The sequence below is a fragment of the Caballeronia sp. dw_19 genome (assembly GCF_018449515.1).
Taxonomy (GTDB): Bacteria; Pseudomonadota; Gammaproteobacteria; order Burkholderiales; family Burkholderiaceae; genus Caballeronia.
Window position 1 is genome coordinate 268,690 of record NZ_JAAVUQ010000005.1, and the last position, 13,015, is coordinate 281,704.

Sequence of the window (13,015 nt, forward strand, 5' to 3'; positions counted from 1 at the left end):
GGCATTGACCCCGACCACTAACCGCGGAACCAGGCACCCCAGCATCAACCCCGACCGCCCCCCCAAAAACCCCAAACCCGTCCACCGGCGCGAGCACTCCCCCCGTGCATGAATTCCAAAAATCGCTTAACGTTTTAGCTCCTGCCCACAAACAGAAGGAGCGAAAAAGCAATGAAAATCCTGCTCATCGGCGCGCACGGCCGGACCGGCCGCCACATTGCCCGGCAACTCCGCGCCGCAGCCCTCCCCTTCAAAGTCTTGCTGCGCAAATCCGCGCATCGCGGTGAGTTCGCCGCACTTGGCGCCGAAATCGTGCTCAGCGATCTGACAAACGATTTCTCCCACGCCTTCGACGACGTCACGCACGTCATCTACGCCGCAGGATCGGCGGAAAGCGAAGGCGTGAACGAGGAACGCGCGATCGATCGCGACGCCGTCCAACGCACCGCCGACTACGCAAAACGCCGCCGGACAAAACAACTCGTGGTCATCAGCGCGATCTCCGCCTACTGGCCGGAATCCAGCCCGTTGCCGCTCAAACATTACTCGAAAATGAAGCGCGAAGCCGACGACTACGTCCAGGCAAGCGGCGTCCCGTATGTGATCTTGCGACCAGGACCGCTTTCCAATGACATCGGCCGGGGCACAATCGCACTCTCCACGCAACGCAGCGCGGATGCAGCGCCCGTTTCGCGCGATGACGTTGCACGCGTCACAGTGGCATGCATCAAACGCGGTGTGCGCGACGAGGTGATCGGGTTTGTCGGCGGCGACGTGCCAATAGACGATGTGCTCGACACAGTTCAGACAGCCCCGATCAGCCGATAACCCACGCCGGTCTCAGTAACAATATGCTCCGGCTGCGCGGCATCACGTTCAAGTTTCTGCCGCAGGTGCGCCATGTAAATGCGCAAGTAGTGGTGGCTTTCCACATGCGACGGCCCCCACACTTCGCGCAGTAACTGGCGATGCGTCAGCACGCGGCCGGCGTGCCGCACCAGCGTGGAGAGCAGCCTGTATTCAATCGGCGTCAAATGCACGGGCGCACCGCCACGCGTGACCTGGCGAAGACCAAGATCAATGACTACATCGCCGAATTTCACCAAAGGCGATTCACTCGACGCGGCCTGGTTGCGTCGCCGCAAATGCGCCCGAATCCGCGCCATCAGTTCCGATACACCAAACGGCTTGGTCAGGTAATCGTCGGCGCCCGCATCCAGCGCCGCGACCTTCTCCTCTTCCTGCGTACGCGCCGATAACACGATCACCGGCAATTCGGTCCAGCTTCGCAGTTCGCGGATTACATCGAGACCGTCGGTATCGGGCAGGCCAAGATCGACAATCACGAGATCAGGCTTGCGCGTGGCCGCCTCCACCAGCCCCTGCTTGCCCGTTTCCGCCTCGTGCACAGTAATGCCCTCAGCTTCGAGCGACGCGCGCACAAAACGGCGAATCTGCTTTTCGTCCTCGATCAACACAACAGTGAGGTTAGGTTCGCTCATGGGGCTTAATGTGCTTTAGGGGGCTTTAGGGTCCGACGGGGAGAAATCGACGAAGTCCTGTTCGGCTTCATCGGAGAAACTGGGCACGGGCGGCGCCGCATCCACGGGCAAGGTGAACCAGAAGCGCGCGCCCTGGACCTGGGGGTTCGGAAGACTCGCGTCCAGCCGGTTATTCGCGCCGATTGTACCGCCGTGCGCCTGCACGATCGCGCGGCAAATCGAGAGCCCGAGCCCGATGCCCGGCTTCGCCGACTCCTTCTCGCCACGCGTAAATTTCTCGAACACGCGGTCTTCCATATTCGCGGGCAAACCCGGACCGTTATCGTCAATATAAACACGCACGAACGGCTTGCCATTCACATCCAGGCTATCTGCGCCAATCACGAGCTTCGAGCCCGGCGGCGTATATTTCGCAGCGTTCTCGAGCAGGTTCGAGAAGAGCCGTTCCATCAGCACAGCATCGAGTTGCAGGAACGGCAGATCGGCGGGCAGACGCACCTCGACCGGGTGGCCGTTCAAGACGCGCCGACACGCCCGCAACGCCGCACCGACCGTCTCTTCCAGCAACGACCATTGCCGGTTCAGCCGCAGACCGCCCGCCTGCAAACGCGCCATGTCCAGCAAGTTCGTGACAATGCTGGTCATGCGCAGCGATTCATCATGGATCGCCGCGATCAATTCGGCATTGGCCGGCGAACGGGCATCGCCGCGCGCTTCCGCGAGCATGGATGCAAAACCAACGATGGTCGTGAGCGGCGTGCGCAAATCGTGCGAGATGGCGGACAGCAGCGAATTGCGCAGGCGCTCGGACTCCATGCTCACCAGCGCGTCGCGTGCAATCTCGACGTAATGCACCCGTTCAAGCGCCAGCGCGATCTGCGCGGCGAATGCGTCGAGCATGCGCTTTTGTTCGGGGACATCGAGTTCGCCGGCGTTGCGCGTGACGACCGCAAGCACGCCGCGCGTGCGCATCGGCGCCTTGAGCGGCAGATAAAGCGCGGTCGCAGCCGGCAGCGTATCCGTGCCACGGCCGGCCGGCTTCTGCTGGTCGTAGACCCATTGGCCAACATCAAGGTCAAGCGCGCTTGCATCGAGCAGCAACGCGGCCACTGACGTATCCGATGAATCGAGTTTCTGGCGGACTTTGTCGCTGGAATCGGGCAGGAGCATCGCGACTTTCGCGCGAAATACTTCGCTCACATGCCGCATACCGATACCCACGATCTGCTCGACACCAAGCGCCGCGCCGAGTTCGCCAGCCATTGCATACATCGCGCCCGTACGGCGCTCACGCTTGGACGCCACGCGCGCCTCGCGTCGCAAGCTCGACGTGAGGTGGCTGATCACCAGCGACGTCAGCAGCATGCCGGCGAAGGTCAGCAGGTATTGAGTATCGGAGACGGACAGCGACATGCGCGGCGGCACGAAGAAGAAGTCGAAGGCCGCGACGCTCAGGAACGACAGCAGGACGCCCGGACCACGGCCAATACGCGCCGCTGCGTAAATCACGCCGATCAGATAAAACATCACGAGGTTCGTGAGATCGAAATGATTCCGGATCTGGCTCGCGAGCAGCGTGATGACCGCGCAGATCGCGATGGCGTACGCGTAGCCCCGCGGCGCCGAGCGCTGCTCGCGCGCGGCACTCAACGCGTCGTGCCAGTCAGGGGCAATCCCCTCTTCTTGCGACGACGACCCGCTTCGGTCATCCGAGCCGTTTGCTTCGCTCTGGTCGCTCTCCCTCGCTCGAATCAGCGTGAGATCGAGGTCGCCCGCGTGTTCCGCCAGCCGCTCGCCAAACGACCGTTGTAACCATCGTGCGAAACCGCGATGCTTCGATGCACCCGCCACCAGCTTCGACGCGTTGCGCGCCTGCGCATAGCCAATCATCGTCGCAACCGCATCCTCGCCGGCCAGCGTCACCGTCTCGGCACCCAGTTCGGCGGCGAGCTTGAGCGCGGCGAGCGTGCGTTCGCGACGCGCATCGGAAAGTTTTTGCAGCCGTGGCGTTTCAACATACACCGCAATCCAGTCCGAGCGCAGGCTTGCCGCGAGCCTTGCCGCGGCGCGCACAAGCGTAGGCGCTTCCGGTCCTGGCCCAATGCACACCACCAACCGGTCGCGCGCCTGCCAAATCCTGTCGATAGAACGATCCGCGCGGTATTCGCGCATCTGGGCATCGACGCGATCCGCCGTGCGCCGCAGCGCCAGTTCACGCAGCGCGATCAGGTTACCCTTGCGAAAGAAATTGCGGACCGCGTGTTCCGCCTGCTGTGGCATGTAGACCTTGCCGTGGCGCAGCCGTTCCAGCAGCTCCTCGGGCGGAAGATCGACCAGCGTGACTTCATCGGCCTGATCCAGCACGCGATCCGGAACCGTCTCGAACACGCGGATCTGCGTGATCTGCCCGACGATGTCGTTCAGGCTTTCCAGATGCTGGACATTGACCGTGGTGTAGACGTCAATACCCGCGTCCAGCAATTCATGCACGTCTTGCCAGCGTTTCAGGTGACGTGCGCCAGGAACATTCGAATGAGCGAGTTCATCGACAAGTACAAGCTGCGGGTGGCGCTGAAGCGCGGCGTCGAGATCGAACTCCTGGAGCGCATGGCCGCGATACAGCATGTTCGCCAACGGCAGTTGTTCGAGGTCTTCCAGCAACGCGGCCGTTTCGCTTCTGCCATGCGTTTCCACTATGCCGGCGACTACGTCGTCGCCCTGCTGTTTCCTGCCCCGCGCCGCCAGTAGCATGGCGTAGGTCTTGCCCACTCCCGCCGATGCGCCGAAAAATATCTTCAGCCGTCCGCGACGACGCTTCTCTTCTTCTCTTTGCAGCTTTCCGAGCAGCTCGTCTGGGTTTGGGCGGTTCATTTTTTAGCTTTGCGGAGCAATCGCATCCGAGGCGAGGTTCGGTTTCTTTGGTTCGACATCAACATATTCACACGTGGCTTTCGCGCTATCACGAACCGCTACGTTTTGGATCTCCGGCGTCGGGTCCGATATTGGGTTTGCTGCCGGGTATTTTCCCCAAGTATTGAACGATGGCCCGAACATTAAGCGCGCCGACGTAAAAGGCGGATCAAAGATCGGGATATGGACGTAAAAATTATGTAAATGGGGCTGCGGAAGACCTTCACAGCGAGGCTTTGTTGCGGTGGTCTTGCAGCGGGCATTTGAGTAACGCGGATCGCAAGACGGTCCCGTCCGATGCGTCACCCATTAATTATGCTAATTCGCATTCTTCGCCGTGCCCCCAATGGACGGCGCGACACGAAAGAACGCCGCGTCCGCCCCGTCCGTTTCCTCACGCTCTTATCAAGGCAGGAAAATTGTCGACCCTGTGGTTCGGCGCGCCTCCAGATCTTCGTGCGCCTTTGCCGCTTCGGCCAGCGGATACCGCTGCCGTACGCTCGTCTTGACCTGGCCTGTACTCAACACATTGAACAGTTCACCCGTCATCTCTTCGAGATCGCTGCGTTTGGCGACATAGCTGAACAACGTGGGCCGCGTGAAATACAGCGAACCACGCCCGGCGAACTCGGACGAATCGATGGGTGGCAACGGCCCCGATGTATTGCCGAAACTCACGAACAAACCCAACGGTGCGAGGCAGTCGAGCGATGCCGTGTAGGTGTCCTTGCCGATAGAATCGTAGACTACCGGCACGCCCGCGCCGTTCGTGATCTCTCGCACCCGTTTTGTGAAGTCCTCGCGGGTATAGACGATCGGATAATCACAGCCGTGCGCCTTCGCGAGTTCGGCCTTCTCGTCCGAGCCGACCGTCCCGATCACCGTCGCGCCGAGCGCCTTCGCCCACTGGCACGCGAGCATGCCTACGCCGCCCGCCGCCGCGTGGATCAGGATGGTATCGCCGGCTTTCACGCGATACGTCCGTCGGAGCAGATATTGCGCGGTCAGGCCCTGCAACATTACCGACGCCGCATCCTCGTACGCGATTGCATCGGGCAGGCGCACGACATACTGCGCCGACATGACCCGTTCCTGCGCATAAGCGCCCGGCGGCCGCGACGCGTAAGCCACCCGGTCGCCCACCTTGAACCCTGTCACGCCTTCGCCGAGCGCAGTGACCTGACCTGCCGCTTCCATGCCAAGTCCACCGGGCAGCGGCATGGGATATAGCCCGGTACGAAAGTACACGTCGATGAAATTCAAACCGACCGCATGATGTTTCACGCGAATCTCGCCCTTGCCCGGCTCGCCCACTTCGACGTCGACCCATTTCATCACTTCCGGGCCACCGGTTTTATCGAATCGAATTGCCTTTGTCACCCTTGTCTCCTTTTGCCGGCGTCAGCCGGCCACTAGTCACTATTCAGCCGGCCTAAACCCGGTTCAGGCGTAGCTTCAGATCATCGAGAATCATGCGTGCGGTCGCGAGATTCGTCGCGCACGCCACGTTGTGGACGTCGCACGCGCGCACCAGCGCATTGATGTCCGGCTCGTGCGGTTGCGGCGTCATGGGGTCGCGCAGGAAAACCACCACGTCGACCCGTCCCTCGGCCAGTTCAGCGCCAATCTGCAGATCGCCGCCGAACGGTCCGGAGAGCTTGCGCTCGACTTCCAGACCATGGGCCGCCGCAATCCGCGCACCGGTCGTGCCGGTCGCCACCAGCCGGCACTGCGCCAGCGTGGCCGCGAATTCGCCGGCCAGCGCCACGATGTCATCTTTCTTCATGTCGTGCGCGATCAGCGCGACGCGTGGGTTCATCGAATGTCTCCGGGTTGTGATGGATTGTGATGTTTTATAGGATTCGACAATCAATACGTGCCCGGGTAAGCCCCGCCGTCGATCAGCAGGTTTTGCCCCGTGATATAGCCGGCGTGGACGCTGCACAAATACGCGCACGCTCGGCCGAACTCCTCCGGCGTACCGAAGCGGCCCGCCGGCAGCCGGCTCATGCGGCGTTTCTTGGCCTCTTCAAACGAAATGTTGTTCGCCTTCGCGTCCGCCTCGAACGTGGTGATGAGCCGGTCGGTATCGAAAGAACCCGGCAGCAGGTTGTTGATGGTGACACCGGTCGCCGCGACCTTGCGCGACAAACCCGCGACAAAACCCGTCAACCCTGAACGCGCACCGTTCGACAGACCCAGCACGTCGATAGGCGCCTTCACCGACGAACTCGTGATATTCACAATACGTCCAAAGCCACGCTCGATCATGCCGTCGAGCGTCTGTTTGATGAGTTCGATCGGCGTCAGCATGTTCGAATCAAGCGCCTTGATCCAGTCGTCGCGCGAAAATTGCCGGAAATCCCCCGGCGGCGGCCCACCGGCGTTGTTCACGAGAATGTCCGGCGCAGGACACGCGGCCAGCGCCGCGGCGTGGCCTTCGGCCGTGGTGATGTCACACGCCACCGCCGTCACATTCACGCCAAAGCTTGCACGAAGATGCTCGGCCGTGGCCTCAAGCGGACCCGCCGTGCGCGCAACGATCACGAGGTTGACGCCCTCGGCCGCCAGCGCCTCGGCACAACCGCGCCCCAAACCCTTGCTGGCCGCGCACACGAGCGCCGTGCGCCCCTTGATTCCCATGTCCATTGCTGTCCCTTTCTGGTTGCCCGCGTTGAAACCGGGGGAAACGATTTCGATTAAAAGCGGGGTAATGAAGTCTTGTGCCGAATCCTGGTCCGCCATCCGTTCGTGCGGACCGCGTGATGCAATTCTAGAAGAATGAGGGATCGGACGTCGGACGCGCAATAAGCCGGATGGCCTATCACCCCCAATCTCCACTTTGGGCGCGCCTAATTTGGGTAAACTGGCGTCATTACTTGAGCCCAGCCATGCAAAACCGAAGCGGCTTCAGGACCGAACGAATCACCCGATTCACCCGAATCCACACTTAATGCCGCGGCAACCGCGCGAATTCCATGAAACAGGACAGCCGCTTTCCCAATCTCTTCATCCTCAGCCACCCGCTGATTCAGCACAAGCTGACGCACATGCGGGACAAGGACACGTCCACGCGAACGTTTCGCGAGTTGCTGCGCGAGATCACGTTGCTGATGGGTTATGAAATCACGCGCAACCTGCCGCTGACCACGAAGCGCGTTGAAACCCCGCTGGTCACCGTAGACTCGCCCGTGATCGCCGGCAAGAAGCTGGCTATCGTGCCGGTGCTGCGAGCCGGTATCGGCATGTCGGACGGGCTGCTGGACCTGATTCCGTCGGCGCGGGTCGGCCATATCGGCGTGTATCGCGCGGAGGATCACCGGCCGGTCGAGTATCTCGTGCGCCTGCCACCGGACCTGGAAGAGCGCGTGTTCATCCTGTGCGACCCAATGCTCGCAACCGGCTATTCGGCGGTCCATGCCGTGGACGTAATGAAACGGCGCAAGGTGCTCGGTGAAAACATCATCTTCGTGGCGCTGGTTGCGGCGCCCGAAGGCGTGAAGGTTTTCTCGGACGCCCATCCGGACGTGAAGCTGTACGTGGCTTCGCTCGACTCGCATTTGAACGAGCACGCGTATATCGTGCCGGGCCTGGGCGACGCAGGCGACCGGCTGTTTGGTACGAAGAACTAGCACAGAACCAAGCTCCAGCATGGGAACATGAAAGGACGTGCGCGCCGCTGGAGCAAGGCCAACGCCTGCCGAAGCAGCGCGCCATGATAAAATTCGGGTCCGCCAAATAAGCGGTTCGCGCATTGGGTTGGCTGGCGGGATTAGCAGGCAGGATTGGCTGACCGGATTAGCTAACATCAGTCGGCCGGCAGCGGGTTATGGGCGGATGTGTTGGTTCGAGTTCGCGGAATCGTGAATTTGCAGATTGTCGGCAACCGGCCCGGCCTCGTAGAACCGCCAACCAAGGCATGCGCCCTGCCGCGCCTTCCGATTTGAGCCCTGCAACCGTACGGCGCGAACATAAAAATGCCGGCTGGCGAAAAGCGCCTTTTCGGGATAGGGCGGCATCATTGACACACAGGCGTGCGAGAGAAGCTCGCGCGCGATGGAGAAAGGTATGGCGGGTCATTCAAAATGGGCCAACATCAAGCATAAGAAAGCGGCGACCGATGCCAAGCGTGGCAAGGTCTGGACGCGTCTTATCAAGGAAATTCAGGTCGCCGCACGCATGGGCGGCGGAGAAATGGATACAAACCCGCGCCTGCGGCTCTCCGTCGAAAAGGCCTACGACGCCAACATGCCCAAGGACAACATCAACCGCGCTATCCAGCGCGGTGTGGGTGGTGTCGACGGTGCGACGTATGAAGAAATTCGCTACGAAGGCTACGGTATCGGCGGTGCGGCGATCATCGTGGACACCATGACGGACAACCGTACCCGGACCGTTGCGGAAGTCCGCCACGCGTTCTCGAAGTTCGGCGGCAACATGGGCACGGACGGCTCGGTGGCGTTCATGTTCGATCACGTCGGCCAGTTCCTGTTCGCTCCCGGCACGTCCGAAGACAAGCTGATGGAAGCGGCGCTCGAGGCAGGTGCGGACGACGTGGTGACGAATGACGACGGCAGCATTGAAGTAGTTTGCCCCGCCAACGACTTCCAGAAGGTGAAAGATGCACTGGAAGCTGCGGGGTTCAAGGCGGAAGTGGCGGAAATCATCATGAAGCCGCAGACGGAAGTCGAATTCACCGGCGAGGACGCGGCGAAAATGCAGAAATTGCTCGACGCGCTGGAAAATCTGGACGACGTGCAAGAGGTGTACACCAACGCGGCCATCGACCAGGAATGACTGCCGGGTAAATGAGCCGGTTGGCCACAAAGCCGCCGCGACGGTTTGTCTGAACACCCGTGCGGCGCGGATGTGCCCGGTGTGGGACGTCCGAAGCCACTGTCCGTTTCTGGCTCGATTGGTGCATGTGGCGGTGGGTTCAGTCGTTTGTTTGAACAGCGGAGCCCGGACGCGTGCGCGCCGAATACGGTGGCCATGGGTAAATAAACCCGCCGGTTGGCGCGTTATGTGAAAGGCAAGCCGGCAGACCACGCCGGGCATGTTTCCAGCAATCCGACCCTGAAATGCAGGCTGGATATAGCCGTTGAGGTGGGCCGAACCTGGCCGGAAGCCGCGTTTGACAGCCAGGAAGTCGAGTGACGCAGCCGCGTGATGGCGCGAACCGCTTCCACCGTCAATGCACCCGCCGAGGATTCGGCAGACGACCGGCCAAGATCCGGCGCATGACAAAGCAGATATCCGCGGATCAGGCGCGGCGGACCAATTTAAATCGGCTCGAATTGATAAAAATCGATTCGACCCTGGTCCACCCTCCTGCCGCCATGAATTTCTTAAGATCTTCGAGGATTTAAATGAAGTTACTCGTCGTCGGTTCCGGCGGTCGCGAACACGCGCTCGCGTGGAAGCTCGCGCAGTCGCCGCGCGTGCAAATGGTTTATGTCGCGCCGGGTAACGGCGGCACGGCTCAGGACGAGCGTCTGCTCAATGTCGACATTACCGATCCCGCCGCACTCGCTGATTTCGTGGAGAAAGAGCAGATTGCGCTGACCGTGGTCGGCCCCGAAGGTCCGCTCGCGGCGGGTATCGTCAACCTGTTCCGCTCACGTGGCCTGAAAATTTTCGGCCCGACCAGGGAAGCCGCGCAACTCGAAAGCTCGAAGGACTTCGCGAAAGCGTTCATGAAGCGCCACGCTATTCCGACGGCCGAATACGAAACGTTCACGGACATAGCCGCTGCCCACGCGTATCTGGACACGAAGGGCGCGCCCATCGTCATCAAGGCCGACGGACTCGCGGCCGGCAAAGGCGTGGTCGTGGCAACGACGCTTGAAGAAGCGCACGCGGCTGTCGATTCCATGCTCGCCGACAACAAACTGGGCGACGCCGGTGCGCGCGTGGTGATCGAAGAATTCCTGGACGGCGAGGAAGCGAGCTTTATCGTGATGGTGGACGGCAAGCATGTGCTGGCACTGGCCTCGAGTCAGGACCACAAGCGCTTGCTCGACGGCGACAAGGGCCCGAACACCGGCGGCATGGGCGCCTATTCGCCCGCGCCTATCGTCACACCGCAACTGCACGCCCGCGTCATGCGCGAAATCATCCTGCCGACGGTGCGTGGCATGGAGCAGGAAGGCATCCGCTACACCGGTTTCCTGTACGCGGGCCTGATGATCGACGCGCACGGCAATCCGAAAACGCTCGAATTCAATTGCCGGATGGGTGACCCGGAAACGCAACCGATCATGGCGCGCCTGAAGGGCGATTTCTCGAAGGTAGTGGAACTGGCGATCGCCGGGACGCTGGCGACGGCGGAGATCGAATGGGACCGGCGCACAGCGCTCGGCGTCGTGCTGGCCGCGCACAACTACCCGGACACGCCGCGCAAGGGCGACCGGATCAACGGCATTCCTCCAGAGACGCCGGAAGCCGTGACTTTCCACGCAGGCACCACGCTGGAAAACGGCAAGCTCAGTACATCGGGCGGACGCGTGTTGTGCGTCGTGGGTTTGTCGGACTCGGTACGTGGCGCGCAGTCCGTCGTCTACGATACGATCAATCAAATCGCGTTCGACGGCATGCAGTATCGGCGAGACATTGGTTATCGCGCATTGAATCGTAAAGCGGCAGACCGCCAGAGCTGAAGCGGAACCGGTGTTAAGGTAGCCGGAAGCAAGGTGACCGGAAACCGTCATCAGAAACCGTCGCCGGAAACGCAGCACATTGAGCAACGCACTGCCGGACCTTCGCGTCCGGCAGTGCGTTTTAGAAGGAACGCGCACAGGACCAGGCAACTTTGGGCCAATCCAAGGTTCACCCACTCCGGGCCCTTTCCCCGCAAGCCGTAAAACAGTCCACGATGACCGCTCCAACCTACGACGTACAAGCTGTCCGCACTTATCTGACCGGTTTGCAAAAGCAGATCGCGCAGGCGCTCGGCGCGTTCGACGGCACTGAATTTTCCATCGATTCCTGGCAGCGTGGCCCGGAAGAACGATTGCGCGGGGGCGGTGCCACACGGATTCTCGAAGGCGGCCAGTTTTTCGAACGCGGCGGCATCGGCTTCTCCGATGTAGCCGGTGACGCTTTGCCGCCCTCGGCGAGCGCCGCGCGTCCACAACTTGCCGGGCGTGGTTTCGAGGCCATGGGCGTGTCGCTTGTCATGCATCCGCGCAATCCGCACTGCCCTACCGTGCACATGAACGTGCGCCTGCTGATAGCGACGAAAGCGGGTGAGCCCCCACTGTTCTGGTTCGGCGGCGGCATGGATCTCACGCCTTATTACGGCTACGAGGAAGACGCGCGGCATTTTCACGGCGTCTGCCGGGACGCGCTGGCACCCTTCGGAACAGATCTGTACCCGCGTTTCAAGAAATGGTGCGACGAGTATTTTTATCTCAAGCATCGCAATGAAGCGCGTGGGGTCGGCGGGATTTTCTTCGACGACGTCTCGGAACCCGGTTTCGACGAATCGTTCGCCATGATGCGCAGTGTCGGCGACAGCTTCCTGGCCGCGTATCTGCCAATCATCGAACGCCGGCGTGACACGCCTTACGGCGAAGGGCAACGGGAATTCCAGACCTACCGGCGCGGCCGTTACGTGGAATTCAACCTCGTCTTCGACCGCGGCACGTTGTTCGGGCTGCAAAGTGGCGGCCGGACAGAATCCATCCTGATGTCGATGCCGCCGGCTGTCACGTGGCGCTACGACTGGAAGCCGGAGCCGGGCACGCCCGAAGCGCGGCTTTACTCCGATTTCCTGGTGCCACGAGAGTGGCTATAAAAGAACTGCGAAAGAACTGCGAAAGAAGCCGCAAGAAGGCTGCAGACTATGAGACCTGATCGCTGCACGTGTTGCAATCTGTCCCCGAAGAGGATCGTCCACTGAAATCGAACCTCCCTTGCGCTCGACGCGTCGGTTTACTGGGCGGCACATTCGACCCGATTCACGACGCTCATCTGGCCCTTGCGCGCCGTTTCGCCGAGTTGCTCGACCTGACGGAACTCGTGCTGTTGCCGGCCGGCCAGCCGTGGCAGAAAAAGGATGTCACCGCGGCGCATCACCGGCTTGCCATGACCCGCGCGGCGGCGGATTCGCTGCATGCGGAAGGATTGCAAGTCATCGTCGCCACCGATGAAATCGATCACGACGGCCCGACCTATACCGTGGAGACGCTGGCTCGCTGGCGCGCGCGAGAAGGTGCGGACGCGTCGCTGTCACTTTTGATCGGCGCCGACCAGCTCGTGCACCTGGATTCATGGCGCGACTGGAAACGCCTGTTCGAGTTTGCGCACGTGTGTGTGGAAACCCGTGCCGGATTTAATGTCTCAACGGTTTCTCCCGCCGTAGCCGCGGAGATTACCGCGCGCAGCGCCCCGGCTGAGGTGCTGCAAGCCACGCCGCACGGCCATCTGCTGATTGATTCCGCGCTGGAGCTGGAAGTGTCGGCAACGGAAATCCGCGAGCAGTTGGGAGAACGCCTGCGGGCGCACGCGGCGGGTGAGAAAGGCGCCGAGAGTCATGTACCGTCCGCCGTATGGGACTATATTGTTCAACACCACTTGTATCATCGGTAAAAACCATCGGT

The 13,015-nt window shown here is 61.4% G+C and carries 11 protein-coding genes; 6 read left to right on the top strand and 5 right to left on the bottom strand.

What is annotated here, in order from left to right:
• Positions 1-171: 171 nt before the first annotated feature.
• Positions 172-828: an SDR family oxidoreductase gene (locus HB376_RS09705; protein WP_213763439.1), complete on the top strand. Its 657-nt coding sequence runs from the start codon at positions 172-174 to the stop codon at positions 826-828.
• On the opposite strand, the gene kdpE is transcribed toward HB376_RS09705, so the two are convergent.
• From kdpE to HB376_RS09730, 5 genes are all read right to left on the bottom strand, one after another.
• Positions 804-1,502, bottom strand: coding sequence for a two-component system response regulator KdpE (kdpE, locus tag HB376_RS09710; RefSeq protein WP_213763441.1), 699 nt, complete (start codon positions 1,500-1,502; stop codon positions 804-806). The two genes, HB376_RS09705 and kdpE, sit on opposite strands and share 25 nt — an antisense overlap.
• Before the next feature lie 15 nt (positions 1,503-1,517).
• On the bottom strand, positions 1,518-4,373 hold the full coding sequence (locus HB376_RS09715; RefSeq protein ID WP_213763443.1) for a sensor histidine kinase KdpD: 2,856 nt from the start codon (positions 4,371-4,373) through the stop codon (positions 1,518-1,520).
• A gap of 444 nt (positions 4,374-4,817) precedes the next feature.
• A complete protein-coding gene (locus HB376_RS09720) occupies positions 4,818-5,792 on the bottom strand; it encodes an NADPH:quinone reductase (RefSeq protein WP_213763444.1) in 975 nt (324 codons plus the stop codon).
• A gap of 52 nt (positions 5,793-5,844) precedes the next feature.
• Positions 5,845-6,231 (bottom strand): methylglyoxal synthase, encoded by a 387-nt coding sequence (locus HB376_RS09725; RefSeq protein WP_213763445.1) that lies wholly within the window; start codon positions 6,229-6,231, stop codon positions 5,845-5,847.
• A gap of 50 nt (positions 6,232-6,281) precedes the next feature.
• Complete coding sequence (locus HB376_RS09730; RefSeq protein ID WP_213763532.1) at positions 6,282-7,061, bottom strand: SDR family oxidoreductase; 780 nt, start codon at positions 7,059-7,061, stop codon at positions 6,282-6,284.
• 329 nt (positions 7,062-7,390) lie between these two features.
• Between HB376_RS09730 and upp the strand changes: the two genes are divergently transcribed.
• From upp to HB376_RS09755, 5 genes are all read left to right on the top strand, one after another.
• A complete protein-coding gene (gene upp / locus HB376_RS09735; RefSeq protein ID WP_089160717.1) occupies positions 7,391-8,044 on the top strand; it encodes a uracil phosphoribosyltransferase in 654 nt (217 codons plus the stop codon).
• A gap of 436 nt (positions 8,045-8,480) precedes the next feature.
• Positions 8,481-9,209: a YebC/PmpR family DNA-binding transcriptional regulator gene (locus HB376_RS09740; RefSeq protein ID WP_213763446.1), complete on the top strand. Its 729-nt coding sequence runs from the start codon at positions 8,481-8,483 to the stop codon at positions 9,207-9,209.
• Positions 9,210-9,781: 572 nt separating this feature from the next.
• Entirely contained in the window at positions 9,782-11,071 is a 1,290-nt protein-coding gene (gene purD / locus HB376_RS09745; RefSeq protein WP_213763447.1) for a phosphoribosylamine--glycine ligase, read from the top strand.
• Between the two features lie 215 nt (positions 11,072-11,286).
• Positions 11,287-12,210 (top strand): oxygen-dependent coproporphyrinogen oxidase, encoded by a 924-nt coding sequence (gene hemF / locus HB376_RS09750; protein WP_213763448.1) that lies wholly within the window; start codon positions 11,287-11,289, stop codon positions 12,208-12,210.
• Between the two features lie 68 nt (positions 12,211-12,278).
• Complete coding sequence (locus HB376_RS09755) at positions 12,279-13,004, top strand: nicotinate-nucleotide adenylyltransferase (protein WP_213763449.1); 726 nt, start codon at positions 12,279-12,281, stop codon at positions 13,002-13,004.
• The last annotated feature ends 11 nt before the right edge of the window (positions 13,005-13,015 follow it).